We start from the raw sequence: 26,901 nt of genomic DNA, 5'->3' as shown, positions 1-26,901 counted from the left end.
GTCACTATAGGGTCAACTCTTATTTCTTTTAGTTTACTTAAATAAATAATACAAAATGACAACGGCACCCAAAATAATACGGTAGTAACCGAAAGGTTTAAAGTCATTCGTTTTGATGAATTTAAGAAGTGAACGGATGACGATTAAGGAAACAAGAAAGGCAACAAACATACCTACCAAGAGGTAAACAAGTTCAGCACTAGTAAAAGCAAAGCCAAAGTCTTTTAACTTAACTAAAGAAGCTCCGAACATAACAGGTATTGACATAAAGAAAGAAAACTCTGTCGCAACTGTTCTTTCCATTCCTAATAAAAGTCCACCGAGGATGGTTGACCCCGACCGTGAAGTACCTGGAATTAAAGACAAGGCCTGAAATAGACCGGTTTTAAAAGCCGTAGGGAAAGAAATCTTTTTAAGAGTATTAACTTGTTTAGCATGACGAGCTGGCTTTTTATTTTCAATCCACAAGAAAGCAAAACCATAAATGATTAAGGCAGCAGCGACCACATAAGGAGTATTAAAATACTCTTCCATGTAATCATTGATCAATAGGCCCAGAACTCCTGCTGGCAGGGTAGCAAAAGCAACTTTAAACCAAATTACCCAGATATTTTTTCTTTCTTGGCTAGACTTTTTAAAATCCAAAGGGTTAAGTTTATTAAAATAAAGGACGACTACAGCTAAAATTGAACCAAATTGTACAACAGTTCGAAACATTTCAACAAAATTTGGATTGAGATTTAATTGAATAAATTCCTCAACTAAAATTAAGTGTCCAGTTGAAGAAATGGGTAACCACTCTGTAATTCCTTGAACAATACTTAAGAAAATAATTTTTAATAATTCCATCCATTCTAGGTTTTGCACTATATATCACCTCGTGATCTTTTTCTCGCTTATTATAGCTAACAATTAAACAAATGTCACTATGTGGTCAATTCTTAAAATAGGAGTCTGTGAAGAAATATGATAAAATGAAGTCAAGAGGAGGAATAAAATGTTTGGGTTATTTAAGAAAAAAGCTAAAAAAATCAGCTTACATGCTGTCTGTGATGGTCAAATAATTCCTTTAGAAGAAGTCAACGATCAAGTTTTTTCTCAGAAAATGATGGGAGATGGCTACGCTATTCAACCGAGTCAATCAACCATCTACTCACCAGTTCAGGGTAAATTAATGAATGTTTTTCCGACTAAACATGCGATGGGAATACAAATAGAAAATTTAGAATTACTACTTCATATGGGATTAGATACGGTGGAATTAGAAGGTAAGCCTTTTAATACTTTGGTTAATGAAGGGGATAACTTAACACCAACCACTGCTGTTTCAGAAGTTGATTATCAAGAAATTGAAGCAGCAGGTAAGGATAATGTGATGTTAGTTATCTTTGTTAATGGTTCAGAGGTCATCGATGAGTTTAAGATTACTGCTAGCGGTTCAGTTACTAAAGGACAAGAAATTGGGTATGTGACATTAAGGTAAAAGGTTATCAAAAAAATGATTAGCAAATTCTATTGAATCTGCTAATCATTTTGATTTTTAACTAATCACTAACTTTTTGAATATATTTTTTAATGAAATTTACTTATTATTTAATGCTAATATACAAACGCATTCAGGAGCATAAGCTTTTGTATCGGTTAAAGAAATTATTCCACTTGCAGAATTTCTCTTAAATAAAGTGAGGTAATCAGAATCTTGATGAGCCACAATCAAATATTTTTCATCATGCGATAAGCAGAAATCTCTTGGAACCTTTCCATATGATGAAATACTTTGTAGAAGGCTTAACTTACCGCTAGTTTTATCCACTCCAAAGAGGGTAATTTGATCTTGATAGCGTGTCGAAACATATAAAAAGTTACCATCTTTTGAAATTCTAATTGCAGCTCCGGTGGCTTCTGGGTGACTATCGGTTGGAATATTATGATAACTTTCAATAATCTCTAAATGGCCATTTTGTTTTAGATGACATAAAATCGTGGTATTATTCAGCTCACCAATAATGTAGATAAATTTCTGATTAGGATGGATTGCTAAATGCCGTGGACCGGTTCCAGCTGGAATATTTAAAGATTGCTCAAGATGGGAGATTGAGCCATTCTCAGCTAAGGAATATACATAAATTTTATCACTACCCAAATCACAAACATAAAGAAACTTATCTTGATTGAAAGTAGAGGTAAAGTGGATACGAGACTGAATTTGATTAGGATGGACAGATGAACCATCGTGGGTAACAGTCTGTATATGTTTTATTTCATCATCATTTAAGTGATAGATTTCTATAGTGCCTTCATGATAGTTTGATAGGTAGAGGACTTTTTTAGAATCTAAATAGAAAAGATGACATCCTGCTGCTTTGGTGTGATAAAAATAATTTTTTTTAATCCAGGTATCATTATGCTTTTTTTTGTATACTGCCACTCCTGAAAAAGGTTCTTCTTTTTCAATTGTAAATAAATAGCGATTATCTTTTGAGAGGGCAAGATAGGTGGGGTTTTGAATTGTATCGATTAACTCTCTTTCTGTGAAAGTTTCTTTTTGAGAATCAAAAGTGATCGATGTTAATCCTTCATTAACTCGACGGGTATAACCACCTAAAAAATATTTTTCTTTCATAAGATGGACTCCTTTCTTCTTCAAAAGTATTATAGCATAAGGGTAGATTTATATCGTAGTTAAGCCAATCATTTTAATTCTATTTGTGGTATGATTGAGATGAATTCATATAGGATAGGAGGGTATTGATGCGAAAATTAAATCAGTTTTTATTTAAGTCAGAATTCTTGAATGATCGCAATGTTATTCGGCTATTAAAATTTATTTTAATTGTCTTGGCAATCTATGCTTTTACACAAATTTCTTATTTATTTCAACCACTCTTTGATTTCTTGAACTTCTTTGCCTTTCCTTTCATTGGAACGGGCATTATGTACTATCTGTTCTCGCCCTTAGTGGTTAAACTCTCTAGACGCGGTGTAAACCGTCATTTATCAATATGGTTAATTTTTATTGGCCTCTCATTATTAGTAACTTGGGGTGTAGCTACACTCGTGCCGATAGTACAAAGTCAGACGCGCTCATTTATTAATGATTTACCTAAATATGTAGCAGGAATTCAAGATGTTTTTAACAAGCTTCCTTTACTACCTGATTTTAATGAAGTCTTTCCTAATCTGGCTAATCAAGAGGGGAGTGTTGATTTAAACGGACTTATCCAGCAAATTCAACCGCTAATTACATCGACTTTTGGTGGATTAGGTAGCGTGATAGGTACGGTTTCAACGGTTGTAACCGGCTTAGTTACTATTCCTGTCTTACTTTATTATCTTTTATTAGAAGGTTATAAGCTATTCCCTAAAATACTTTATTATATTCCTGATCGCTATAGAGAAACGACTAAGACTATGATTTATCAATCTCACTATCAGATTGGTCAATATATTCGTGGCCAAATTATTGTTGCAATTATTGTGGGCATGATTTTCGCTGCTGGTTTTTCCATTATAGGCCTAGACTATGCGATTACTTTAGGAGTACTTGCTACTTTTCTTAATGTCATTCCCTATATTGGGTCAGTCATTGCCGCTATTCCTGCCATAATTATTGGTTTAATTGCCTCTCCTTTTATGTTAATAAAGGTCTTATTGGTTATAGGGATTGAGGCTTTAGTTGAAGGAAGACTTATTCAACCGCAAATTCTTAGCTCGAATTTAAAAATCCATCCAGTTACAATTTTAATTGTTCTGTTAGGAGCGGGGCGCATATTTGGTGTAACGGGTGTGATTCTAGGTGTTCCTGCTTTTGCAGTACTTAAAGTGATCGTAACAGAACTATATCGTATTTACCGCAAACACTCTAATTTATATGGTGATGATTTAAAGAACCAATCGCTTTCTAAAGAAACTTTAATTGATATGTGTTTGGTTGAAGATGGGCAGGATGGTTTTGCTGCAGAAGATCAAGTTGATAAATTACTAAATTCCAATCAATTATTAAAATAAAATTAGTTCTTGGTTTTCTATGGAAAAATCATGAATTTATCTTTATAATAATTAAGTGTCAAGGTGAGATAGTACGCCAGTCAAGCAAGAGTATCCTTTGGATGCTCTTAATTTTATGTGAAGGATTTGTTAAGATGGGTGTAATTATTAATGGTATCGTAATCGTTATATGTAGTTTAATCGGTATGGGTTTAAAGGCAGGAATCCCTGTAAAAATCCATGAGCGATTGATGCATGGTATTGCTTTATGCGTGCTCGCAATTGGAATTGATGGCACCTTAGCTGGAGAAAATACGATTGTTATGATTTTGTCAGTTGTTGTAGGAGCAATGATTGGGGAATCAATTGATATTGATCAAAAGGTAACTTATGGGATTTCATTAATTGAAAAAAAAATATCAAAACCAGGATCTGATAGTCAGTTAGGGCAAGGTTTTATTTCAGCAGCAATGATCTTTTGTATTGGTTCAATGTCTATTTTAGGATCTTTAGAAAGTGGATTAACCGGTGATAATACCACGCTCTATACCAAGTCTATCTTAGATGGCATTACCGCCATTCTATTGAGTTCATCTTTGGGAGCAGGTGTTTTACTATCGGCAATTCCAGTAATAATCATCCAAGGCTTATTAGTAATCTTAGCAGGCTTTTTAGCTCCTATTTTATCAGTAGCAGTGGTAAATGAGATTATTGCAGTAGGGTCACTATTATTGATTGGCTTAGGCATGAATATTTTAAATATTACTGAATTAAAGATTTTAAATTATACACCGGCAATCTTTTTACCCCCTATTTTCTTGACGCTATTATCTTTATTCTAATTAGGAATACTATTCTATGGAGGTATAATAATATGAAGAAAATTGTTGGCATCGTTGGAAATAATTCTACGGAATCTACCAATCGTAAGTTATTACAATTTATTCAAAAACATTTTCAAGATAGAGCGAATATCGAATTACTTGAAGTTCGAGGCCTGCCAATCTTTAATAAACCAGCGGATGGAAAATTACCTGAGGTAATCATTGAAATGGCTGAAAAAATTGAGGCAGCCGATGGAGTGGTTATTGCTACTGCAGAGTACGATCATTCTATTCCAGCCGCTTTGACGAACGCTTTATCTTGGTTATCTTATAATATATTTCCTTTTGTGGATAAACCTTTAATGATTGTGGGAACTTCCTATGGTGTTTTAGGGACTTCTAGAGCCCAACAACACCTGCGTTCAATTATGAATGCACCAGTTATTCGTGCAATGCTTATGCCTGGTTGTGAATTTTTAATGGGGAACTCTTTAGAGGCTTTTGATAAAGAAGGGAATTTAGTTTTCCCAGATAAGGTCAATCAGTTAGAAGCTTATTTTAATGATTTTCTTCAATTTATTGGTGTCACAGAACTATTACAAGAAAGGCATCAAGCAAATGTGGATGAAGCTCGCAAGTTCTATCATCAACAGTTCGAAGCTAAAGAGTAAGGGGGGATAATATGAAATTAGTAGGAATCGTAGGCTCTAATGCAGAATTTTCGTCTAATCGTTTATTATTACAGTATATAAAGCGGCACTTTGCTGAATATTTTGAATTAGAAATTCTTGAAATTAACCAAATTCCGATGTTTGATGCTAGTAATGATCAAACAGATCATCCGGCGATTCAGTTATTAAATAAAAAAATACTTCAAGCGGATGGTATATTAATAGCCACCCCAGAACATATCCATACTGTTCCACCTGCTTTAAAATCTACAATTGAATGGCTATCTTATAAAGTTACACCTTTTATTCATAAGCCTGTGTATGTTATTGGAGCATCCTATTTGGAACAAGGGACCTCGCGTGCTCAATTACATATGGATCAAATTTTGGAGTCTCCTAGAGTGGATGCTTATGTCTTCCCTGGAAATGAATTTTTACTAGGTGGTGCTAAAAATAAATTTGATGCTGAAGGGAACATTACCGACCCTAAAACAGTTGACCATTTAGAAAAATGTATAGCTAAATTTATTCGCTATGTAAAATTAATCAATCAACTGGAAAATATTCCTGAAACTACAATTGACTAGATAAATGCCCCTCGCATTGACTATAAAAAAGCTGTCGATAAAAATCGGCAGCTTTTTCTTAATGACGATATTTTTTGCTTAACTTTTTAGCTTTTTGTGTGTTAGCAAAATGGAGTTTAGCTGTTTGATTGAGACTTTCAATCCCATAGCGGTCGATTAATTTTGATGCATAAAGATCAACATTTCTGCCTGCCCCTGAAGGTAGTTTGCCGCCAAAAGTTTCACCGAGCGAATGAAGTTTTTTAACAAAGGCATCTCTTGCAATAATGGAAGCACAAGCAACGGCCAGATGAATAGATTCGGCCCTTTTAGCAAAATAGACATGGGCGCGATAAACTTCCTTTTCGTTTTTTAAGTGTTGGTAATAATTCTTTTCTGACGTAAATTGATCAATTATTACTCCATCAAGTTGCTTTTTCTGTTCAGGAGATAGTTTTTTATATAGTTCTTTAATAGTAAAGTTATGTAATCTCGCCTTAAGTCCGTTAGCATTATATTTTTTAATCATTTGATTGTATTTTTGTGGATTAGCAATTGTTAAATGATAATCAACTGAGTGTATGAGATTAGCCGCAATGCTTTCGATTTCATGATCAGATAAATTTTTAGAATCTTTTACGCCAAGTTCTTTAATTAATTCTTGTTTTTCAAAAGGAAGATAGACTGCACATACAGTCAAGGGTCCAAAGTAAGATCCGTTTCCCACTTCATCCGACCCAATTAAATTCTTAAATTGAATCCGGTCAGGTAAATGAGTGTTGTTTTCGAGAAAATTCGTGTGGATTGATTGAGGCAAGTCTTTAGCCCATATTCGCGCTTCTTCTTCAGCTGCTTTTCCTTGAAAGAGGACTTTGCCAGATTTATAAGCTGTAATGGTTACATAAGCTAATTTAGCTCTAAAGAGGCTATAGGGAACGGGGTCAATTAAGTGTCTTTGGTAATTTTCTTCCATAACTTTAAGAGTTGCTGGGTTTACTTCGAGAGTGACGCTGTTCATTTATATCCCACCTTTTATGAATTGGCTATCATAATTATCAGTTTACCATCTTCTTTAATATTCGTATAGGAAAGGTGCATTATAGAGGGACTTTTGGTAAAATAGTGGGAGAATCAAGCTTAAAGAGGAGATTACATGGAAGAGAAGAACCGTTATAAGGCATTGATTGAAGGCAGAGTCTATACCATTGTGGGTCATCGTTCGAGAGAGCACATGGATGCAGTTGTTCAATTACTGACTCAACAATTACAACAATTAAAAGAACTTGATCCCAATTTGACTCAAGAAGATCGCGCTATTTTGATGGCAATTAATGCTATTTCAGACCAGATTACAAAAGAAGAAAAAATTGCAGCGCTAGAGAAAAGACTAGGCTTAGGCTAATTTTTAAAGAAATAGAATGATTATGAATTTTTTGAACAGGACTAATGAGGAAATCATTAGAGGGGGTACTTTATGTTAAGTGTTATTGTAATTTTAATTTTGGCCTTCGCCTTTTACTCTGGCTATCGGTCAGGAATGATTATGCAGATTGTAAGATTGTTAGGTTATATTATTACCTATATCATTGCTACACAATATTTTGATGTTTTGAGCAAGTGGGTGGAGATGATTATACCATTTCCAGCTGTCCAACCAGATAGTCAACTCGCTCTATATACGGAAGCTCAAACTTTTCTACTCGATCAAACTTTCTATAAATTGATTACTTTTCTAATTATCTGGTTAATCGGCTGGTTGTTAACGAATGTATTATCCATTTTATTTACCAAAGTAACTTATTATAGTGTTTTAAATATTAGTAATCGGTTAATTGGTGGTGTACTCAATTTCGCTGTTGTCTATTTTATCGTATTTATGGTTTTATACTTATTATCGTTAATTCCTATAGAATTTATCCAACAGCAATTTGTTAACAACCCATTGATTTTTAGAATGGTGGATTCCACGCCTATTTTGACCGACTTTGTAGGGAAGTTTGGCTTGGGATCCTAATGATTATTAATAGGAAAGGGGGAATCTTTGATGACTAATAGTAAAACTTTGGAGAAATTAGAGTATCATAAAATTATTCAGCAAGTCTCCCACTTTGCAAATACCGAGATGGCTAAATCTAAGATTCTCAAAATGCAGCCATCCACCGATTTGGAAACAATTCAAAAATGGCAAGAGGAAGTGGAAGAAAATTTAGCAATTCTTCAACAAGGTAAGAACATACCTATTCCTCGCTTAGTAGCGTTAAGTATGGCCTTTAGACGGCTGGAGATTTCAGCTGCTTTAAACCCTAAGGAGTTAGGACAAATTGGCCGCCTATTGACTACTACCAATCAAGTAACACAATTTTTTGCTGATTTAGAAGCTGAAGAAAAAATCTATCCTTCATTGAAGTATTGGGTGGATCAATGCGTGAGTCTTCCACAAGTTATCAAAGAAATACAATCAACGGTAAGTGATGAGGGGGCGGTTTTAAATTCCGCATCCACTCAATTGGCAGCTATTAGAAAAAATCAAAGTCAAACAGAAAATCAAATCCGCAACCAACTGAATCAATTACTAAAAACTAAAGGGAATCAGTTGAGCGATCGCTTAATAACTATCAGGAACGATCGTTATGTTCTACCCGTTAAGGCGGAGTATAAAGGTCAATTTGGTGGTACCATTCATGATCAGTCAGCAACTGGTCAGACAGTCTTTATGGAACCGAAGGTTGTTGTGGAGTTAAATAATCGCTTAGCCCAATTGGAGATAGATGAGCGTACCGAAATTGAAAGAATTCTTCTTGAAATATCTTTAATGATTGCGCCTTATGTTGAAGAAATTAAACATAATCAATCCATGATTGCCCAATTAGATTTTATTCAATCTAAAGCTGAGTATGCTAAAGCGATTAAGGCGACAAAGCCTGTTTTTTCAATTGATAACCAAGTAGCTCTATGGCAAGCCAGACATCCTTTAATTGATTCGGACGATATTGTAGCAAATGATATATTAATTGGTGAAAACTATCATATTCTCTTAATCACAGGTCCTAACACCGGTGGTAAGACGATTATTTTAAAAACGATTGGTCTCATTCAATTAATGGGACAATCAGGACTTCATGTTCCTTGCGATTCTGGTTCTCAATTAGGCGTTTTCCAATCGATTTATGCTGATATTGGAGATGAGCAGTCCATTGAGCAGTCTCTTTCTACCTTCTCCAGTCATATGACGAATATTGTGAATATAGTCGAAGAAGCAGACTATCAATCCCTCGTTTTATTTGATGAACTCGGTTCTGGAACTGATCCGCAAGAAGGTGCAGCCTTAGCTATTTCTATTTTAGATTATTTAAGGAAAGTAGGGGCTACTGTTTTAGCAACAACTCATTATCCGGAATTAAAAGTTTATGCCCATGAACGAGCAAAAACAATTAATGCCTCTATGGAATTTGATGTTCAGACCTTATCGCCAACTTATCGCTTAATGATAGGTGTACCTGGTCGGTCCAATGCTATTGAAATCTCAAGAAGATTAGGCTTGAGACAAGATATATTAGAGGGGGCTCAAGAAGGAATTTCACAAGATAGTCAATCTTTGAACGAAATGGTTGCTAAATTAGAGCGTGAAAGAAGAGAAAGTGAGCTAAAAAATAAAGAAGCTCAAGCTTTCTTAGAAAAAGCAGAACTCTTATGGCAAGATTTACGAACTGAATATGACCGCTATCTTGAGCAAAAGCATGACTTAGTTGAAAAAGCTAAGCGTCAGACTAATGAGAAAGTGGAACAAGCTCAAAAAGAGGCCGAAGAATTGCTGCAAGAAATTCGAGACTTACAGTTAGTCCAAGGACAAAATCAAACCATTAAAGAACATGTTTTAATCGACAAGAAAAAGGCTTTTGATCAATTAAAACAACCAGAAAACTTGAAAAAGAATAAAGTCTTAAAACGGGTTAAAAAGTCTAAAAAGATTCAGGTGGGCGATGATGTCGAGGTCTTATCCTATGGACAAAGAGGAACTGTGCTTGAACAAGTTGAAAAAAATGAGTATGTTGTTCAAATGGGCATTATTAAGATGAAGATTGCGGCTGACGAGCTAAAACCGATTGGTAAGGTTGAGCCTAAGCAGAAGGTTAATGTACAAAGGCAAGCTGGATCTAAGGTAAAAACGACTTTAGATATACGTGGTTTGAGGTACGAAGAAGCGATGAGTAAGTTGAAACAGTATTTAGACCAAGCTCTTCTATCCAACCATTCACTGGTCACCATTATCCATGGTAAGGGTACAGGAGCATTGAGACAGGGTGTCAAAGATCAATTAAGCAATCATCCTCATGTCGATCACTTCGAATACTCCCCACCAAACGCTGGAGGAGATGGTTCAACAAGGGTTTACTTCGATTAGTTAGTAAGCATATAAATAGTCAAAGACCTTTTTGATGTGCTAAGATACATCTATCAACGTGATTAGTGAAAGGGGCTTTAAGATGGTTAAGGCAATTACAGATTCAGAATTTCAAACGAAAACAGCACAAGGAGTAAGCATTGTAGATTTTTGGGCACCATGGTGTGGACCGTGTCGCATGCAATCTCCAATTATTGATGAATTATCAGAAGAGATGGAAGGACAAGTAAATTTCTTCAAGATGAATGTCGATGAAGAAACTAAAATAGCCGGTGAATTCGGTGTTATGTCCATTCCAACCATGGTTATAAAAAAAGATGGACAGGTTGTAGAAAAACTTGTCGGTTTTCATGATAAAGATCGTTTGACTGAGGTGCTTAAAAAGCATATTTAGAATAACTAAGAAAAGGGCCCAACTTCAGAAGCTGGGCCCTTTAAATTTTAAGATATAATCATATAATTTATTTGTGATGAAAAGAGCATGTGGTATAATAAAAAAACAAAGGAGGGATTTATTAATGAAAATTGGAGTACCTAGAGAATTGAAAGCAAATGAAGATCGTGTAGGACTCACCCCTAATAATATTAAAGAACTTGTTTCAGCTGGAAATGAGATAATTGTTGAAAAAGAGGCTGGATTGGGTTCAGGGTTTACTGATCATGAATATATTGATGCTGGAGCAAGTATCGTTGAAACAGCTGCAGAAGTTTGGAAAGCAGAAATGGTTATTAAAGTGAAAGAGCCAGTTAAAGAGGAATATGACTATTTTTATGAAGGACTTATTCTATTTACCTATTTACATCTTGCTCCTGAACTAGAATTAACACAAGCCTTGCTCGATAAGGGTGTAATTGGAGTAGCCTATGAAACGGTTGCCGATAAGGGGACACTTCCTTTATTAACACCCATGTCTGAAGTAGCCGGTCGAATGGCTGTTCAAATCGGAGCGCGTTTATTAGAAAAGAACCACGGTGGTCCAGGTATTTTATTTGGTGGTGTACCAGGTGTTCGTCGTGCCAATGTGACAGTGATTGGTGGAGGGGTTGTCGGTTTTAATACCGCTAAATTGGCTTACGGTTTAGGTGCTAATGTGACAATTCTTGATATTAATCCACAACGTTTGGCTGAGATTGAAAATATTCTTGGTAATGGTGTACAGACATTGATGTCGAATGAAACAAACATTCATAAAGCTGTGATCGATTCAGACGTAGTTGTCGGATCAGTATTAATAGCTGGACGCCGTGCACCAGTTCTTGTTAAAGAAGAAACCATTCAAGAAATGAGACCAGGTTCCGTTTTAATTGATATTGCAGTTGACCAAGGTGGAAACTTTGAGACAACTAAACCAACTACTCATAAGGAACCGATTTTCCTTAAACATGATATTATTCATTATGCAGTGGCTAATATTCCAGGAGCTGTCCCAAGAACTTCCACCATTGCTTTGACCAATGCTACTTTACAATATGCTAAAGAAATTGCTAGGGCAGGCATTAAAGAAGCTGCCAAGCAAAATGATGCGATTTTATTAGGTATCAATACTTATCTTGGACATCTAACATCCATTGCCGTGGCTGAATCGCAAGACAGAGAGTTTTTTGATATTGAAACAGTTTTATAAACAAGATAAACCACTCACCCTAGCAGAGACAATGTCTCTGCTATTTTTTTAGTATGAATTATCTTTATTTATTTGCTTAAAAGAGGTACTATGATTATATAAATGTAGGGGGTTCTTATGTTTTCACTTAATCGCAATAATTATTCAAATACTATTTTAGTTGTTAATGATATTCCTGGTGCCGGAAGAGTAGCGGGTTCAATTAATTTGCCAGTTTTAGCTGCTGCCCAATTAGAAGCTACTATTTTGCCAACTTTAATCCTTTCTTCGCATGCTGGAGAAAAAGGGGATTTAGTTCGTTATTCCATGGGAAATGCTTATCAAGAAATGCTGCACCATTGGCAGCAAGTTGACTATCATTTTGATGCAATTTTAACGGGTTATTTTGCTGATACTCAGCAGATAGATGATTTGAAAACCTATCTTTTAAAAGAAAAAGAAATCAATCCAAACATTGCATTATATATGGATCCGATTATGGGGGACCATGGTCAGTTCTATGCTGGTTTTGATCAAGACGTCGCTCATCATTTGCGTGAATTAATACCGTATGCAGAATTAGTCATGCCCAATCTAACAGAAGCTTGTTTGATTTTAGGACGAGACTACAAAGAGGACTTCAGATTAAATGAGATTGCTGATATCGCCGATGAATTATTAACTTTAGGTTGTAAAAATGTCATTATTACAGGAGCTAAAGATGATCGAAGTGATAATAATCGCTTAGGTTTCTACTATGCCAGCCAATCGGGTGAAAAAGGACTTGTAGTTCACGAGTATTTTGATGGTTACATATTTGGAACTGGAGACACTGTTGCTTCAATCATTACTGCCAGTCGAATCGCTGGTGACAGCTTGAAAGACTCTGTTAGATTGACAGCAGATATTATTGAGAAAATGATTCCTTTTTCTATTAGTCAAAATGAAAGTAATGTGGGTCCTATTCATTTTGAGCCTTTTATAAAAGAAATTTCTACATATTTCAGTCAGAAAAAAGAAAGTGGGTTTTAAATTGATTATTAAAGATGTGACACCTGAAAAAACGATTAATAAAAAAGCCAACAAGCGTTCATTTAATCCAAACTATTTGTATGTATTATTAGCATTGGCTATCTTTGTTTATTATTATCTCACACTACCACCTATCCATTACGCTTCTTATCAAAGCTGGTTTTTTCTTCTATTAATTGTGGCCGGTGTTTTTGCCATCGAATTGATTAAAGATTCCAATCAGTGGTTCAAGCAGATCAAGAATAATCCTAATCAAGTTACTGAGATTAAATTCGGCAAATTGCCAAAGAAATACCGCTTGTTCTATTGGCCGGTTGTTATTGTCTTATTAGTAGGATTAATTGGGAAGTTTGTTTTTTCTCCTTTCTTTATGGCAAAAGATTATGGTCAAATGATCTCACCAGTCAATAAAGATTTCGAGACCACTTTTCCTGAAGTTAATATTGATAATGTGCCATTAGTGGATCGAGATACAGCAGTGCGCCTTGGAGATCGCTATTTAGGAGCTTTAACTGAGCTTGTTTCTCAATTTGAAGTATCGGATGAATATACCCAAATCAATATTGAAGCAGAACCCTACCGGGTAACTCCCTTGAAGTATGCAGGACTGTTTAAGTGGTTAAACAACTTTTCAGAAGGAATCCCACATTATCTTCAAGTTGATAATGTTACTGGAAAAGTGGAAGTAAAAACACCTGAAAAACCGATTAGATATTCTTATTCAGATCATTTCGGTCGGAATATTTCTAGACATTTAAGATTCAATTATCCATTCAGTATTTTTGATAGCCCTGACTTTGAAATCGATGATGAGGGCAATCCTTATTATATAGCTACTAGCTATGGACGAAATTTCTTTCTTAATGAGCCAGAACCTAATGGATTAATTATTGTTAATGCGATGACAGGAGAACACCAAAAATACTCCATGGATGAGATCCCATCTTGGGTAGACCGCGTTTATTCTGCTGACTTAATCATGCACCAGTTAGACCAAAACGGTAAATTTAAAAATGGTTTTTGGAACTCAGTTTTTGCCAAAGAAGGCGTAACAGAAACCTCCAAAGGTTATAATTATCTACCAATGAATGATGATATTTACCTCTATACTGGTATCACTTCCGTTGTATCAGATGAATCAAACATTGGCTTTGTATTAGTTAATCTAAGAACCAAAGAAGCTACTATGTACAATTTATCTGCTGCCGAAGAGTTCTCTGCTATGGCTTCAGCTGAAGGGTCTGTTCAAGAAAAAGGATATATTGCAACATTCCCTCTCTTGATTAACTTACAAGGCAATCCTATGTATATTTTAACTTTAAAAGACTCTTCCGGTCTTATTAAAAATTATAGCTTAGTAGATGTTCAAGATTATCAGAAAGTCTACATTGCTAGCAATATGACTCAGCTTATCCAAAAGTATGGGGAAGATAATCCTGTGGTTTTAGAGGCAATCAATGAGGACACATTAGAAAAAGTAACCGGAAAAGTTGAAAAAATCCAAGCTGTTATAAAAGAGGGGGAAACTTTCTATTATTTCATGTTAGATGGTAATGTTTATCAAGTGCCTGCAAAATTGAATGATTACCTACCATTTGTAGAAGAAGGACAAACAATCACGCTTAAATTAGATGATCGATCAAACATTCATTTAGTCGATTTGACGGAAATATTTGGCGACAAAGCGGCTCAAGAAGAAGTGATTCCAACCAGTGAAGATACTGATCCGCTGCTAGACAATGTGGAATAATCATAAAAAGTTAAGAGGAGGATATAATGTTAGAAGTAAAAAACCTATCCAAGAAATTTGGTAGTTTTCAAGCTGTAAAGAATGTTTCTTTTGACATTGAATCGGGAACGATTATGGGATTTATTGGTCCAAATGGATCAGGGAAAACAACTGTTTTTCGAATGATTTTAGATTTCTTAAATCCTGAACCTGGGGGACTAGTTACTTGGAATCAAAAGCCGATTAATAATCAATTATATGATTTAGTTGGTTACTTACCAGAAGAACGTGGTCTTTATGAAAAGATGACTATTGAAGAACAAATTGTCTATTTCGCTAGCCTTAGAGGAATGAAATACCTTGATATTATCACTCAAATAGATGAATGGATGGATAAATTTGCCGTAAAAGGTAAACGAAAAGATAAGATTAATACGCTTTCTAAAGGAAACCAGCAAAAAATACAATTGATTGCTACATTAATCCATCGACCTAAATTAGTTATTTTAGATGAGCCATTCTCTGGCCTAGATCCAGTCAATGCTGACCTTTTAAAACAAGGCATCTTAGAATTAAAAGAAGGTGGATCGAGCATTATCTTTTCTAGTCATAATATGGAAAATGTGTCACAAATATGTGATAAGTTAGCCATGATTCTTGATGGTGAGCAAGTTCTTTACGGTTCGATTAATGAAGTTAGAGAACAGTTTGGACGTATTCGTATTTATATTGAAAGTAAAAAGTGGAATGAAGCTAGCCTGCTAGAAATTGAAGGGGTAGATTCGGTAGTTCGTACCAGCCCTGATCATTACACCTTAAATCTTAGCGATGAATCATTTGGTCCTAGCATCTTCCAAACAATCACTCAAGGACAATTTATCCCAATGTTCTCTCAACAACCACCGACCTTAGAGGAAATATTTAAGTTGAAAGTAGGTGACCGAATTCATGAATAAAATGTGGCTTGTAGCAAAAGAGGTTTATCGGAAAAATGTGAAGTCTTGGGCTTTTTTCTGGATGATAGCAGGCCCCATTATTATGGGGTTGGTTATTTTAGCAATCGGTTATTTTATTTATCTTGACCAATCCAGCTCTTCAGTCGGCAATGTTGGAATTGTATCTGAAAATGCAGAGATTAATCAATTGATTGCTGCAATAGAAGATGAAAATGACTACCAATTTGACTTAAATGAAAAGCAAGCTGAAGAAGCCTTATTTGCAGAAAAAATTGATGGTTATTTAGTTGTTGAAGGCGAAAATGTAGATCTTAATGCTAAGTTCTATCGCCATAATTCAGGCAAGAATATTGCCACTTATAATATCGAAGAAGTACTTTCAGAATATCGCATTCAAAAACAAGCAGAAGCATTTAATTTAAAACAAGAAGAAGTGAATCAATTAAAAGATAGTGCTGTTGACATTGAAACTATTCGCATCCAACCAGACGATGATGGCGCTGTTACAGAGGTTTCAGAAAATGATCCAGTAACTGCCGCTAAAATTGGAGTGGCTTATGTAGTGTGTTTTGTGGTTTTAATGTTTATTATGAGTTACGTATCCATAGTCTCTCAAGAAATTGCGGCAGAGAAGGGCTCTAAAATCATGGAAATTATTCTTTCCAGTATCACCGCTACCCAGCATTTTTTAGGTAAGCTGATTGGAGTGGGCTTGGTAATTCTTACTCAATTAGTCATATATGGTATACTAGGAGTTATTATTTCCTATGTATCCGGCTTAGTATTAGCCCAATTTTTTGTAAACTCATCTGAAAATATGGAAAATATTCAAGCTGGCACACAAGCCATGAGCGAAAGTTTTGATCCGGCCATAATCAGCGATTATATTTCACAAGCTAGACCGGTGATATTATATGGAATATTGTTTGCTGTTATAGGAATGGCAATTTATTCAATACTTGCAGCTTTCTTAGGTTCATTAGTTTCTAAAACTGAAGACGTCAATAAAATGATCACCCCAATCACCTTATTAGCAGTAGCAGGCTTTTATATTGCCTTATACGGTATGCAGTCACCTAACTCAGCCATTGTTCGTTTAGGCTCTTATTTCCCATTATTTACGCCTTTTATTATGCCTTTCCGTTTGGCTAATGACACAGTTGCCACTAGTGAAATATGGTTATCGGTATTAGTTGCGATTGTTTTCTTAGCCTTATCGATTTGGTTATCGGTTGTGTTCTATAAATCAAATGTTCTAGTTTATAGTGAAAAAGGATTAATTGGTAGTTTTAAAAAGTCCTTTGCTATATGGAAAAACGAGAAAAAAGTTAATTAATTTTAAAACAAGGCCTTGCAAACAACTTCAGTAGGTTGTTAATTAAGGGCCTTGTTTTTTAGTAAATAACAAGATGACTTCCATTCTTTTTTTGCATAGATATGTTAAAATAATAATTGTGAAGTGAGGAGAATTTTATGAAAGACTTACCCATCGGTTTTATTGATTCTGGATTCGGCGGATTAACAGTTGTTAAACAGAGTTTAAAACAACTTCCTAATGAATCCGTTCTTTTTATTGGTGATAATGCTCGTTGTCCATATGGTCCGCGTCCGTTAAATGAAGTTAAGAAGTATATTTGGCAACTCAGCAATTTCTTGCGTGAAAAAGGCATTAAAATGCTTGTGATTGCTTGTAATACTGGGACTGCTGCAGCTTTAGAAGATTTGAAGCGAACTTTACCCATACCTGTTGTTGGCGTAATTGAACCCGGTAGTCGAGCTGCCATTATCCAAACTAATAATAAAAAAATCGGTGTGATTGGAACAATCGGAACTATTCAGAGTAAAATTTATGAAAAAACGATTATCAATAAAAAAAATGATGTGGTCGTAGAAGGACTTGCATGTCCGTCTTTTGTTGAAATGGTAGAGACTGGCCAAATTTATAGTAGCCAAGCTAAAGAAAAAGTGTCGCAAGAACTTTCCCCGCTATTAAAAAAAGAAATTGACACATTAGTACTTGGTTGTACCCACTATCCAATCATGCGCGGTTTAATTCAAGAAGTAGTTGGTCCTAAGGTTCATCTGATTGATTCAGGAGTTGAAACAATTAATGATGTTAGTATGCTGTTGGATTATTTTAACTTAAGTCGAACAGCAAATGATGCCTTACAACAATCTCCTACACAAACTTTCTATACAACAGGAGACATCGAACACTTTGATCGAATGGCTAGCGACTGGCTAGCTCGAAAAGATCTTGATGTCAGAAAATGTGAAATTAAAGGAGAAGTAATTTATGAAACTGATTATAGCTAGTCATAATCCAGGAAAAATAGCAGAGTTTAAAGCTCTTTTTGAAGCTTTTGATTTACAAGTTCAATCTTTGCTTGATTATCCTGAAATTCCAGAAGTAGAAGAAACAGGTACAACATTTGAGGAGAATGCACGTTTAAAAGCAGAAACAATCGCTAAGGAAATGAACTGCTTAGCCCTATCAGATGATTCAGGCTTATGTGTTCCAGCACTGAATAATGAGCCGGGTGTCTATTCGGCTCGCTATGCTGGAGAAGAAAAAAATGACGAAAGAAACCGTTTGAAACTTTTAGAAAATTTGAAAGAATTTAACGGTGATCAACGAAAAGCCTATTTCACAACCGTTATCGTATTAGCAGATCCACAAAAAGATTCATTAGTTGTTGAAGGTAATGTAGAAGGAATCATTACCAAAGAGCCTATCGGTGAGGGTGGCTTTGGTTATGATTCACTATTTTACTATCCTCAAGATCAACAAACCTTTGCTCAAATCTCTGCGGAACGTAAGAACCAAATTTCTCACAGAGGCCAAGCAGTGGAGAAGTTAAAAGAAAAACTAAATGATTGGTTGGAGGGATAGAGATGAAATTGTTAGTATTAAGTGACAATCATGGAAATTACTCTATTGTAAAAAACATCATTCAGCAGTTTAGGGATAAAGTAGATTATATTATTCATTGTGGTGATTCAGAATTTTCATTTGATGATCCTATTTGGCAGGCTGTCGATGTTAAAGTAGCAGGAAATATGGATTTTTCTCCAGGCTATCCATCTAGCGAAATTTTATCGACCCCTAAGGGAAAAATTTTGATTACTCATGGCCATTTGTATCAAGTAAATCAAGGAAACATTAATCTTTTAGAATTAGCTTTACAAAAGAATGCCAAATATGTTTTCCACGGCCATACACATCGCCTATATGCTGAAATGAAGCGAGGAATCTTATTTATGAACCCTGGTTCCATTGCAAAAGCAAGGGGCGAAATTCAAGAAAAAACATTTTCTATAGTTGAAATTTCCGATGACTTTATTAAGGTTGATTATTATAATTCACATGCAATACAGTTAGAAGATTTGTCTTATTATTTTAAACTAGATGGAGCTGATTGATCTTGATAGATCCTAACTTATCAAAAAATATTGTTGAAAATCTAAAAGAAGTTATTATCCCGGCTGATAATGTAGTCTATCTTTATGACTTTAATTCATTAATTCACGGCTTATTAGTCCTTAATCAAGTCGACTATTCAATGATTCCTGTGGTCAATCAAAATGGTCAAATAGTGGGCTTAGTAAGTATTAACATGATTGTTAAAGAAGCTATTACTTTAGAAGACATAGACTTTGACAACCTTAATTATAAATTAATTAAGCATTTAGACTTAAGGAAACCAGAATTTATAACAATGAACGAAAAGCTCGAATCAATTTTGCATAAACTGGTAGATAATAATTTTTTATGTGTGGTTGAAAACCATATAGAAAAGAAATTCATTGGTATTATTACTCGAAATATGATTTTAAAACGAATAAATGCTTTCTTGCATCGTACAAGTTTAAAAGAGTTAAGGGTTTCAAACTTCCAACAAGGGCGTGAGAAAAAATTAATAAATAAATAGCTCATTTCTAAGCCCTTATCTTTGAGTTAAATGCGCTTTCATGATATATTTAAGCTAGTAACTTAGCAAAGGAGGATTAGATATGACAATTGGTCAAATTGCAGCCATGATTGCAGCTTTAGCCTTTGCAATTCTCGTTGTATTCTTATCGATGACCTTGATGAAAATTGGTGAAATTCTGACAAATCTGAAGGAAACGGTGAGCAAATTAAATAATACCATTGATGTGGTGACTAAAGATGTTGACCATCTATCAATTGAGGTAGAAGGTTTACTGAACAAGTCAAATACACTTGTAGATGATTTAAATGCTAAATTAGGAAAAACCGATCCGTTATTTACTGCTATCGGTGATGTCGGAACATCCGTTTCAGAATTAAATGACTCGACTAAAGAAATGACATCGAACTTTGTTTCAAATATGCTTAAGAAAAACAAGAAAAAATCACCAATTGATTCAATTCAAAAAGCATCGCGAATGGTAAATCGTTTCAAAGTGAAGCCACAAGCCAAAAATTCAGAGATTTTGGCTAAGGATCCAGCTAAACAGGAAAAGAGAAGCTTAGATTCCTTTATTCAAGGAAAACCTTCTAAAACAGCTGGTGAGATTTCAATTAATTTAAAGGAGGCAAAATAATATGAAAAATAATGATGGATTTTTAGCGGGAGCTTTATTAGGCGCTCTTATTGGAGGGGCAGCTGCTCTTTTATATGCTCCTAAATCAGGTAGAGAGTTACGTGAAGATTTAAATGAAGAATTAGATTATTGGATTGATCGTGCTAATGATTATACAGACTATGCCGTGGAAAGAGGTGTAGAGATGTATGACGCAGCTTCTGATGCGAGTGAAGATTTCCGTGTAAATCTTAAAACTTCAGCTGATCATATTAAACGTTCTGCTGAAGAATTAAAGAAAGAAGCAAGCAAAGAATGGGATCATGTAAAAGAAGACCTCAGTCAATCTAAAGACATCTTGAGTGCCAAAATTGAAGATATTGAAGTTGATACAAAAGAAGAACTAAAAGATGTGAAAAAAGAAGTCGAGAAGCAAACAGATGAACTACTAAAATAAATTTAGAGGCTGGACAAAAGGCCTCTTCACCCGCTACATAAAACGCAGCGAGCTTAGAATGGAAAGGTGTTTTTCGTTCTAAGCTCGCTGCTTTGCATATTTGCTTGATTATTGGCCATTAATACCAGTCTTACAATAGTCTTCACCTTATCCCTAAGGCGAAGAAGGAGCTTAAATTTGTCTTTACATGATCGAATACAGACTCTACAGCAATTCTTCGTTGACTGTAGAGTGTCTTTCCTTCGTCAGATAAGAGCTTGGCTCGTTCGTTAAACTTGAGTGATTCATAAGACAGTTTGTAGTAGATTGCTTTTTGAGGTGCCGTGTCTGTCTCCTTCGGTCGGTAAACATCGCTCGTACTTTCATAATCATTGCGTATTTTAAAAATCTTGAATGCTATTAATAATAACTACTTCCTTTAAGCAGTATGATGGTCTGTCATTGCGCTCGATTCGGCGATTCCCATAAATTAAAAGCTCCGATGATGTTTCTTCGTTTCTTCTTTCTCGAATAGATTATATCTGATAAGGTGCTTATTCCCATGGTAGGTTAATTAAGTTAAATTTTCCTCACTGCCATATTTGGTGTCACCGACCATCCAAAAAGTTGAAGGATAAACTGCTCTACAAATGAAATCAGTGTTAACCTATCTTTTGGTTTGGAGAAGACAGCAAACACCCTCTAATGAGCGAGTTCATTATTTATGAAAAAACTGTGAAAACTTGAGAATAAAGCTAGAAAACGCTTGCACTATCTGTCTGCTTATGTTAAATTCAAAGAGTAAATTAAAAATTTGAAAGAAGGGTAGGCATGGAAAAGCAAACAATTACAATATATGATGTAGCTCGTGAAGCTGGCGTATCAATGGCCACCGTATCTCGAGTTGTAAATGGTAATCCAAATGTAAAGCCAAGTACTAGAAAAAAAGTCTCAGAAGTTATAGAACGTTTAGATTATAGACCTAATGCTGTAGCAAGAGGACTAGCCAGTAAAAAAACAACCACAGTTGGCGTTATTATTCCTAACATTACTAATATCTTCTTTTCGGCATTGGCACGCGGAATTGATGATATAGCAGCTATGTACAAATATGACATTATTTTAGCAAATGCCGACGAAAGTGTCGACAAAGAAATTAATGTTTTTAATAATTTATTAGCTAAACAAGTAGATGGTATTATCTATATGGGTTATAATGTCGGCGAAGAACTTAAGTCATTAATTAAAACTTCAAGAACACCTGTAGTTATTGCGGGTATGATTAGTGAAGATCCTGATCTCTATACAGTATCAATTGATATTCGATTAGCAATAGAAGAAATGACAGATTTCTTACTTCAAAAGGGTAACAGACCAGCTATTATCACCGATTCAGAAAAGTATTATGTCAATCGAGTGCATCGGATTCCTGGTTATAAATCAGCATTGGCTAAGCATAATATAGCGGTAGATGAAGATTTGATTATCCAAAGTGACTTTACTGATGATGAAGGAGATATAATTGTAGATCAATTATTAGCTGCTAAAGCTACCGGAGTTATCGCTACTAAAGATTTCTTAGCAGTAGCCATTTTAAATGCCCTAACTGATCGAAATATTAAAGTACCTGAAGACTTTCAAGTACTTACTAGTAAAAACTCAGTCCTTACAAAATATTCGCGTCCTCAACTATCATCTTTACAATATCCTTTATATGATGTTGGAGCGGTAGCAATGCGCTTGCTAACGAAAATTATGAATGATGAGGGTATCGAGCAGCGTCAAATCATTCTTCCCCATAAATTAGTACACCGTGGTTCAACACTGAGTGAATAAAAACATTAAAAAGCTATGAGATTTTAACTCATAGCTTTTTATTATAGAGCCTTTATTTTGCAAAATTATTCATAATATACTTCTTCAGTAACAGTCTCGCTATTTTCTGGTTGCGCCGGTATTAGATTACCATTTTCATCTGTGCTTTCAGAACGAGACTCATCATCCTCATCCGTTGTTTCTTCAGCAGAGGTCGTTGATGTTGTCTTTTCCTCAATAGATTCCATATAAGCATTCCAAAAACGTGCAGTATCTTGATCACTAGCGTTAAACATGAAGTTATAAGAGAGTGGAGCAGCAGGATTTGAATTTTTAAACAAATCTTGTTTAATAGGGCCATTTAGACTAGCAATTCGGTTATTATAGGTAATGTTTCCAGGTAAAGTTCCTGTCATTGCTACAATATTTTGGCTAACAACAGAAGCGGGTTGTGCAAAGACTTCATTAGATCCAAAAATATCAGGTCGAACTCTGAATAAGGCGTTGGCGATATTAGCCCAGTATATTTGTGAACGAACCGATTCATTGCCAAGTCCATCATCTGGGTTAACAAAGTATTCATAATATTGTGAATCATAGCCAGCCCATGTACCAATGGTAACAGAAGGAGTAGAGGCAATAAACCATAGATCTTTAGCATTCTCACTAGTTCCGGATTTGGCAATCCAGTCTCCTGGAACTTGCAGATTAGCTTTGGCATATTGTCCTGAACCGAATTCGGTTGTATCCCTTAAAATATCTACCATTAAGTAGTTTGTATCCTCACTAAATACTTTTTGTGGCTCTACTTCTTGTTCAAATACAGTATTTCCAAATGAATCGACAATCTTACTGATAATATGCCCTTGAATATAATAACCATTATTGGCAAAAGTTGAAAAAGCAGATGTTTGTTCAAAAACAGTCGGTCCGGTATTCACTCCACCAATGGAAAAGGCTAGGTTGTATGTTTCTTCTTGATCATATGCAAAGCCATCTTTAAAGCCCATGAGTTCAAGATAATCATAGACTGGTACGTTTTGCTGTATAAGCCCTTGATAAATTCGAATAGTTGGTAAATTCAGTGACTTAGCTAATGATTCTCTGACAGAGATAAACTTATTAGAAATTGATTCGCCGTAGTTGGTCGGTTTCCACTCAGTTCCATCGGGATAAGTTTCTACAAATGGTGTATCGGGTACAATTGTGGCAGGAGCAATAAGATTATTCTCAATTGCTGGTGCATAGACTGCAAGTGGTTTGATGGTTGAACCAGGAGAGCGGCGAGTGGCAAAGGCATGGTCAATTTGATTATTATCATAATCGGTCCCAGCCACAAAGCCCAGTACTTTTCCACTAGTGTTTTCAATCACCACAACACCAGTTTGAATATTTTCAACATAATAGATTTCTTCACCGGTACTAGGATCTGTATAAACCCCATCATAGCTTACTCCTAATGAGTCTACGTTTTCTTTAGCAGTTTCTTGTAATTGATCATAAATTTCTTTATCAATAGTTGAATATACTTTGTAGCCCCCGGTACGCAGCTGGTTTTCTGCTTCAGAATAATATTGATTATACCATTCAATGTCTTGTAAAACATCGCTCATCTGATTTCCATCGTCATTGACATTAATTTCCATTAATTTCTTAATGGCTTCATTCATGACGGTTTGATACAGGTAGGATTGGCGTTCGATTGGACGATTTTCAGGTTTAATAAAATCTTTACTAATATCATAATCAATCGCAGTTTCGTATTCTTCTTTAGTAATAGCCTTGTTACGATACATACTGAATAGCACAGCTTTCATTCGATTGATACCAGGATTGAAATCCTCTCTAAGTGAACTGTTATAGTTATAAGGAGTATAGCTATAAGGATCTTGAGGCAAACCAACTAAAAAGGCAGCTTGAGCTAAATTAACTTCATTTGGTTCTTTGCCAAAAATGCCTTCAGAAGCTTCACGAATTCCCGCAATATTATCTCCTTCATTATTACGGCCAAAAGGAGAAACATTGAGATAAGCGTTTAATATTTCGTCTTTGGTAAAATATTTTTCAACTCTTAAGGCCAAGAGAATTTCGTTAGCCTTTCTAAAGAAAGTAACATCATTTGTTAATAACTGCTGCTTAACTAATTGCTGAGTTAATGTTGATCCTCCAGTACCAGACCCGGTAATAAGCGTTTGAAGCACTGCTCTAAGTGTTGATTTAGGGTTAACACCGTAATGCTCATAAAAAGCTTGATCTTCAATGGAAATTAAACCTTCTTTAATATAGGGTGAAATATCTTCTAAATTAGTAACAGATCTAACGACGTCCGATCTTATATCAGCAATAAGGTCGCCAGAGTCATAATATAAACTAGATTGTTGTTCGACTTGATTAATAGCTTCAGCCATCTCTTGTTTACTTGGTGGAGTCGTATCAGATACTAATGAAGTGAAGTAGCCTAATCCAACACCTGATAAGAGAAAGCCAAAAAGAAGACCTACAACTACAAAGTAGATGAATAGACGTCTAAATACATTAAAGATAATCGAAAGGACTAAGGAAATTTTTGAAAACCGGTCAAGACCTTCCAAAGATAGTTGACTACGCACTTCTTTTTTTCTTTTTCTTCTTTTATCAAGGTAAGTCTGAAAAAGATTTTTATCCGTTGAGTGGTTGTCACTTTCACTTTCAGTTTTTTGATTTGACTTCTGTTGAGGTCTGTTTGATTCTATAGCGTCTCGACTGAACTTACTAGAATTATTACTGCTAGTATGATTATTAGTCTTATTTTCTAGCTTTAAATCAGTGTCAGTTTCAGTTTTTTTAATAACTTTCTTCTCTGAGCGATCTTTTTTAATCGATTTATTGTGTAAATTGCTTACTGACTCACCTATAGGAGTTTCTTTTTTGACTTTAAGCGATTGATAATGATTAGAAGAAAACTGTCTTCTATCCTCATTTGACTGAGGAATAGCCTTATCAAAATTATTAAAGCTCTTATTTTCAAGTTCACTAATTCTTTTCAATCTTCTTGCTCGAGCTTCTTCGCTATTAACATAGTTAGAAGATTTCTGGTTGATTAATCTTTGCCGCCTTTGATTGAGATTTGGCTTACTATCTTTTAAATGATGACCCTCCAAAGGTGGCAGATGATTCTTGCTTTCTTTATTAGTCATTTCATTATCCCCTTTATCGGCTTAAATTATGCAGAATGTGTTTTACTTAAGCTTTCTCCAATTGCATTTAATCTTTCTTCCCATTCTTCTGTGGAAAAGTTATGTTCAGCGACATAGCGGTTTCGAGGATGACGACGACAGGCCTCACTACATCCACGTAAATACTTATCTTCATTTGCTTTAGAAGTCAATATTTGTTCATTACATTCTGGGTTTGCACAATTTACGTATCTTTCACATGGTGTTCCATCAAAATAATCTTTTCCGACTACTGTAGGATTTACTTGATTAACTGGGACAGCAATACGTTCATCGAAAACATACATCTTACCTTCCCAAAGCTCACCTTTAATTTCAGGGTCTTTTCCATAAGTATCAATACCACCATGTAATTGCCCCACATCTTTAAAACCTTCTTTAAGTAACCAACCTGAGAATTTCTCGCAGCGGATACCACCTGTGCAATAGACAACAACGCGTTTGTCCATAAATTTTTCTTTGTTTTCTTTCACCCAGTCAGGAAGTTCACGGAAATTACGAATTTCAGGACGGATCGCACCCTTAAAATGACCTAAATCATACTCATAGTCATTACGAGTGTCAAGAACAACTGTATCCTTGTCAAGTAGAGCATCTTTAAATTCTTTAGGGGATAGATATTGTCCTGTAATTTCATGTGGATCAATATCATCATCTAAGTTTAAAGCTACAATTTCTTCACGCGTTCTCACAGACATCTTTTTATGCGCATAATCATCAGCAAGATCTTGTTTAAACCATAAATCTTCAAAACCTTCTAGTGAATGAACATAGTCCATATACTTTTGTGTTTGATCTAGGGTGCCTGAAACGGTTCCGTTTATTCCTTCTTCACCGACTAATACGCGCCCCTTTAAACCGATACGACGGCAAAACTCTAAGTGTTCTTTGGCAAACAACTCAGGGTCTTCAATTCTTTGATATTTGTAATATAACAATACACGATAATTTTTCTTCATAGTATACCTCCTGTAGTTGCAAGCTACATTTATTTTCATATCTTCATATTATACGTAAATATAGTAAATGTCACAAGTTTTTACAATTTTTAATCTGATTGTTGTTAAACGTAAATGATAATGTCTCAAGAGAACACAAATCAAAATGTCCCACTAT

Annotated in this window: 26 protein-coding genes; 21 read left to right on the top strand and 5 right to left on the bottom strand. The window is 35.1% G+C overall.

The window, feature by feature from the left end:
• Positions 1–33: 33 nt before the first annotated feature.
• Positions 34–849 (bottom strand): undecaprenyl-diphosphate phosphatase, encoded by an 816-nt coding sequence (locus tag ACQV2T_RS04610; RefSeq protein ID WP_428873012.1) that lies wholly within the window; start codon positions 847–849, stop codon positions 34–36.
• A gap of 148 nt (positions 850–997) precedes the next feature.
• Here ACQV2T_RS04610 and ACQV2T_RS04605 point away from each other — a divergent pair, with 148 nt between their 5' ends.
• Positions 998–1,483, top strand: coding sequence for a PTS sugar transporter subunit IIA (locus ACQV2T_RS04605; protein WP_428872944.1), 486 nt, complete (start codon positions 998–1,000; stop codon positions 1,481–1,483).
• A 99-nt stretch (positions 1,484–1,582) separates the two neighbouring features.
• Here the strand turns inward: ACQV2T_RS04605 and ACQV2T_RS04600 are convergent, their stop codons facing one another.
• Positions 1,583–2,623: a lactonase family protein gene (locus tag ACQV2T_RS04600; protein ID WP_428893294.1), complete on the bottom strand. Its 1,041-nt coding sequence runs from the start codon at positions 2,621–2,623 to the stop codon at positions 1,583–1,585.
• A gap of 128 nt (positions 2,624–2,751) precedes the next feature.
• Here ACQV2T_RS04600 and ACQV2T_RS04595 point away from each other — a divergent pair, with 128 nt between their 5' ends.
• The 4 genes from ACQV2T_RS04595 to ACQV2T_RS04580 all read left to right on the top strand — a co-directional run bounded on the left by ACQV2T_RS04595 (position 2,752) and on the right by ACQV2T_RS04580 (position 6,069).
• Entirely contained in the window at positions 2,752–4,008 is a 1,257-nt protein-coding gene (locus tag ACQV2T_RS04595; protein ID WP_428872946.1) for an AI-2E family transporter, read from the top strand.
• 101 nt (positions 4,009–4,109) lie between these two features.
• On the top strand, positions 4,110–4,829 hold the full coding sequence (locus ACQV2T_RS04590) for a DUF554 domain-containing protein (RefSeq protein ID WP_428872948.1): 720 nt from the start codon (positions 4,110–4,112) through the stop codon (positions 4,827–4,829).
• Positions 4,830–4,861: 32 nt separating this feature from the next.
• On the top strand, positions 4,862–5,482 hold the full coding sequence (locus tag ACQV2T_RS04585; protein WP_428872950.1) for an NADPH-dependent FMN reductase: 621 nt from the start codon (positions 4,862–4,864) through the stop codon (positions 5,480–5,482).
• Between the two features lie 11 nt (positions 5,483–5,493).
• Complete coding sequence (locus ACQV2T_RS04580) at positions 5,494–6,069, top strand: NADPH-dependent FMN reductase (RefSeq protein ID WP_428872952.1); 576 nt, start codon at positions 5,494–5,496, stop codon at positions 6,067–6,069.
• Between the two features lie 58 nt (positions 6,070–6,127).
• Here the strand turns inward: ACQV2T_RS04580 and rnhC are convergent, their stop codons facing one another.
• Positions 6,128–7,066: a ribonuclease HIII gene (gene rnhC, locus ACQV2T_RS04575; protein WP_428872954.1), complete on the bottom strand. Its 939-nt coding sequence runs from the start codon at positions 7,064–7,066 to the stop codon at positions 6,128–6,130.
• A 135-nt stretch (positions 7,067–7,201) separates the two neighbouring features.
• Between rnhC and zapA the strand changes: the two genes are divergently transcribed.
• The 16 genes from zapA (at position 7,202) to ccpA (ending at position 22,591) form a co-directional block, all read left to right on the top strand.
• Positions 7,202–7,450: a cell division protein ZapA gene (gene zapA, locus ACQV2T_RS04570; RefSeq protein WP_428872956.1), complete on the top strand. Its 249-nt coding sequence runs from the start codon at positions 7,202–7,204 to the stop codon at positions 7,448–7,450.
• A 72-nt stretch (positions 7,451–7,522) separates the two neighbouring features.
• Positions 7,523–8,062, top strand: coding sequence for a CvpA family protein (locus tag ACQV2T_RS04565; protein WP_428872958.1), 540 nt, complete (start codon positions 7,523–7,525; stop codon positions 8,060–8,062).
• A gap of 30 nt (positions 8,063–8,092) precedes the next feature.
• Positions 8,093–10,450, top strand: a complete 2,358-nt coding sequence (locus tag ACQV2T_RS04560) for an endonuclease MutS2 (protein WP_428872960.1) — start codon at positions 8,093–8,095, stop codon at positions 10,448–10,450.
• Between the two features lie 82 nt (positions 10,451–10,532).
• Positions 10,533–10,844, top strand: coding sequence for a thioredoxin (gene trxA / locus ACQV2T_RS04555; RefSeq protein WP_428893293.1), 312 nt, complete (start codon positions 10,533–10,535; stop codon positions 10,842–10,844).
• A gap of 124 nt (positions 10,845–10,968) precedes the next feature.
• Positions 10,969–12,075, top strand: coding sequence for an alanine dehydrogenase (ald, locus tag ACQV2T_RS04550; RefSeq protein ID WP_428872963.1), 1,107 nt, complete (start codon positions 10,969–10,971; stop codon positions 12,073–12,075).
• 117 nt (positions 12,076–12,192) lie between these two features.
• Positions 12,193–13,086: a bifunctional hydroxymethylpyrimidine kinase/phosphomethylpyrimidine kinase gene (locus ACQV2T_RS04545; protein ID WP_428872965.1), complete on the top strand. Its 894-nt coding sequence runs from the start codon at positions 12,193–12,195 to the stop codon at positions 13,084–13,086.
• Position 13,087: 1 nt separating this feature from the next.
• Positions 13,088–14,836, top strand: coding sequence for a hypothetical protein (locus ACQV2T_RS04540; protein ID WP_428893292.1), 1,749 nt, complete (start codon positions 13,088–13,090; stop codon positions 14,834–14,836).
• Positions 14,837–14,862: 26 nt separating this feature from the next.
• On the top strand, positions 14,863–15,771 hold the full coding sequence (locus ACQV2T_RS04535) for an ABC transporter ATP-binding protein (RefSeq protein ID WP_428872967.1): 909 nt from the start codon (positions 14,863–14,865) through the stop codon (positions 15,769–15,771).
• Positions 15,764–17,107 (top strand): ABC transporter permease, encoded by a 1,344-nt coding sequence (locus ACQV2T_RS04530; RefSeq protein WP_428893291.1) that lies wholly within the window; start codon positions 15,764–15,766, stop codon positions 17,105–17,107. Before ACQV2T_RS04535 ends, ACQV2T_RS04530 begins: the two co-directional genes overlap by 8 nt.
• Positions 17,108–17,244: 137 nt before the next feature.
• On the top strand, positions 17,245–18,087 hold the full coding sequence (gene racE / locus ACQV2T_RS04525) for a glutamate racemase (protein WP_428872971.1): 843 nt from the start codon (positions 17,245–17,247) through the stop codon (positions 18,085–18,087).
• On the top strand, positions 18,068–18,664 hold the full coding sequence (locus ACQV2T_RS04520; RefSeq protein WP_428872973.1) for an XTP/dITP diphosphatase: 597 nt from the start codon (positions 18,068–18,070) through the stop codon (positions 18,662–18,664). Before racE ends, ACQV2T_RS04520 begins: the two co-directional genes overlap by 20 nt.
• 2 nt (positions 18,665–18,666) lie before the next feature.
• Positions 18,667–19,194, top strand: a complete 528-nt coding sequence (locus ACQV2T_RS04515) for a metallophosphoesterase (protein WP_428872975.1) — start codon at positions 18,667–18,669, stop codon at positions 19,192–19,194.
• Positions 19,191–19,703 carry a cyclic-di-AMP-binding protein CbpB gene (cbpB, locus tag ACQV2T_RS04510; RefSeq protein WP_428874651.1) on the top strand — a complete coding sequence of 171 codons (513 nt, stop codon included), beginning with the start codon at positions 19,191–19,193 and terminating at the stop codon, positions 19,701–19,703. Before ACQV2T_RS04515 ends, cbpB begins: the two co-directional genes overlap by 4 nt.
• An 82-nt stretch (positions 19,704–19,785) precedes the next feature.
• Positions 19,786–20,340 carry a DUF948 domain-containing protein gene (locus ACQV2T_RS04505; RefSeq protein ID WP_428872979.1) on the top strand — a complete coding sequence of 185 codons (555 nt, stop codon included), beginning with the start codon at positions 19,786–19,788 and terminating at the stop codon, positions 20,338–20,340.
• Position 20,341: 1 nt separating this feature from the next.
• Entirely contained in the window at positions 20,342–20,776 is a 435-nt protein-coding gene (locus ACQV2T_RS04500) for a YtxH domain-containing protein (protein WP_428872980.1), read from the top strand.
• Positions 20,777–21,586: 810 nt separating this feature from the next.
• Positions 21,587–22,591 carry a catabolite control protein A gene (gene ccpA, locus ACQV2T_RS04495; protein WP_428872981.1) on the top strand — a complete coding sequence of 335 codons (1,005 nt, stop codon included), beginning with the start codon at positions 21,587–21,589 and terminating at the stop codon, positions 22,589–22,591.
• A gap of 65 nt (positions 22,592–22,656) precedes the next feature.
• Here the strand turns inward: ccpA and ACQV2T_RS04490 are convergent, their stop codons facing one another.
• Complete coding sequence (locus tag ACQV2T_RS04490) at positions 22,657–25,746, bottom strand: transglycosylase domain-containing protein (protein ID WP_428872983.1); 3,090 nt, start codon at positions 25,744–25,746, stop codon at positions 22,657–22,659.
• A gap of 26 nt (positions 25,747–25,772) precedes the next feature.
• Positions 25,773–26,744, bottom strand: a complete 972-nt coding sequence (locus ACQV2T_RS04485; RefSeq protein WP_428872985.1) for a rhodanese-related sulfurtransferase — start codon at positions 26,742–26,744, stop codon at positions 25,773–25,775.
• Positions 26,745–26,901 lie beyond the last annotated feature (157 nt).

This window comes from Facklamia sp. P13069 (assembly GCF_050409405.1).
Taxonomy (GTDB): domain Bacteria; phylum Bacillota; class Bacilli; order Lactobacillales; family Aerococcaceae; genus Facklamia.
This window is presented reverse-complemented; position numbering and strand designations above follow the sequence as displayed.

What these genes read in the sequence shown, in the direction of transcription:
- ACQV2T_RS04610 (WP_428873012.1), bottom strand. Translation starts at nt 849, where the DNA reads ATGGAATTATTAAAAATTATTTTCTTAAGTATTGTTCAAGGAATTACA.
- ACQV2T_RS04605 (WP_428872944.1), top strand. Translation starts at nt 998, where the DNA reads ATGTTTGGGTTATTTAAGAAAAAAGCTAAAAAAATCAGCTTACATGCT.
- ACQV2T_RS04600 (WP_428893294.1), bottom strand. Translation starts at nt 2,623, where the DNA reads ATGAAAGAAAAATATTTTTTAGGTGGTTATACCCGTCGAGTTAATGAA.
- ACQV2T_RS04595 (WP_428872946.1), top strand. Translation starts at nt 2,752, where the DNA reads ATGCGAAAATTAAATCAGTTTTTATTTAAGTCAGAATTCTTGAATGAT.
- ACQV2T_RS04590 (WP_428872948.1), top strand. Translation starts at nt 4,110, where the DNA reads ATGCTCTTAATTTTATGTGAAGGATTTGTTAAGATGGGTGTAATTATT.
- ACQV2T_RS04585 (WP_428872950.1), top strand. Translation starts at nt 4,862, where the DNA reads ATGAAGAAAATTGTTGGCATCGTTGGAAATAATTCTACGGAATCTACC.
- ACQV2T_RS04580 (WP_428872952.1), top strand. Translation starts at nt 5,494, where the DNA reads ATGAAATTAGTAGGAATCGTAGGCTCTAATGCAGAATTTTCGTCTAAT.
- rnhC (WP_428872954.1), bottom strand. Translation starts at nt 7,066, where the DNA reads ATGAACAGCGTCACTCTCGAAGTAAACCCAGCAACTCTTAAAGTTATG.
- zapA (WP_428872956.1), top strand. Translation starts at nt 7,202, where the DNA reads ATGGAAGAGAAGAACCGTTATAAGGCATTGATTGAAGGCAGAGTCTAT.
- ACQV2T_RS04565 (WP_428872958.1), top strand. Translation starts at nt 7,523, where the DNA reads ATGTTAAGTGTTATTGTAATTTTAATTTTGGCCTTCGCCTTTTACTCT.
- ACQV2T_RS04560 (WP_428872960.1), top strand. Translation starts at nt 8,093, where the DNA reads ATGACTAATAGTAAAACTTTGGAGAAATTAGAGTATCATAAAATTATT.
- trxA (WP_428893293.1), top strand. Translation starts at nt 10,533, where the DNA reads ATGGTTAAGGCAATTACAGATTCAGAATTTCAAACGAAAACAGCACAA.
- ald (WP_428872963.1), top strand. Translation starts at nt 10,969, where the DNA reads ATGAAAATTGGAGTACCTAGAGAATTGAAAGCAAATGAAGATCGTGTA.
- ACQV2T_RS04545 (WP_428872965.1), top strand. Translation starts at nt 12,193, where the DNA reads ATGTTTTCACTTAATCGCAATAATTATTCAAATACTATTTTAGTTGTT.
- ACQV2T_RS04535 (WP_428872967.1), top strand. Translation starts at nt 14,863, where the DNA reads ATGTTAGAAGTAAAAAACCTATCCAAGAAATTTGGTAGTTTTCAAGCT.
- ACQV2T_RS04530 (WP_428893291.1), top strand. Translation starts at nt 15,764, where the DNA reads ATGAATAAAATGTGGCTTGTAGCAAAAGAGGTTTATCGGAAAAATGTG.
- racE (WP_428872971.1), top strand. Translation starts at nt 17,245, where the DNA reads ATGAAAGACTTACCCATCGGTTTTATTGATTCTGGATTCGGCGGATTA.
- ACQV2T_RS04520 (WP_428872973.1), top strand. Translation starts at nt 18,068, where the DNA reads ATGAAACTGATTATAGCTAGTCATAATCCAGGAAAAATAGCAGAGTTT.
- ACQV2T_RS04515 (WP_428872975.1), top strand. Translation starts at nt 18,667, where the DNA reads ATGAAATTGTTAGTATTAAGTGACAATCATGGAAATTACTCTATTGTA.
- ACQV2T_RS04505 (WP_428872979.1), top strand. Translation starts at nt 19,786, where the DNA reads ATGACAATTGGTCAAATTGCAGCCATGATTGCAGCTTTAGCCTTTGCA.
- ACQV2T_RS04500 (WP_428872980.1), top strand. Translation starts at nt 20,342, where the DNA reads ATGAAAAATAATGATGGATTTTTAGCGGGAGCTTTATTAGGCGCTCTT.
- ccpA (WP_428872981.1), top strand. Translation starts at nt 21,587, where the DNA reads ATGGAAAAGCAAACAATTACAATATATGATGTAGCTCGTGAAGCTGGC.
- ACQV2T_RS04490 (WP_428872983.1), bottom strand. Translation starts at nt 25,746, where the DNA reads ATGACTAATAAAGAAAGCAAGAATCATCTGCCACCTTTGGAGGGTCAT.
- ACQV2T_RS04485 (WP_428872985.1), bottom strand. Translation starts at nt 26,744, where the DNA reads ATGAAGAAAAATTATCGTGTATTGTTATATTACAAATATCAAAGAATT.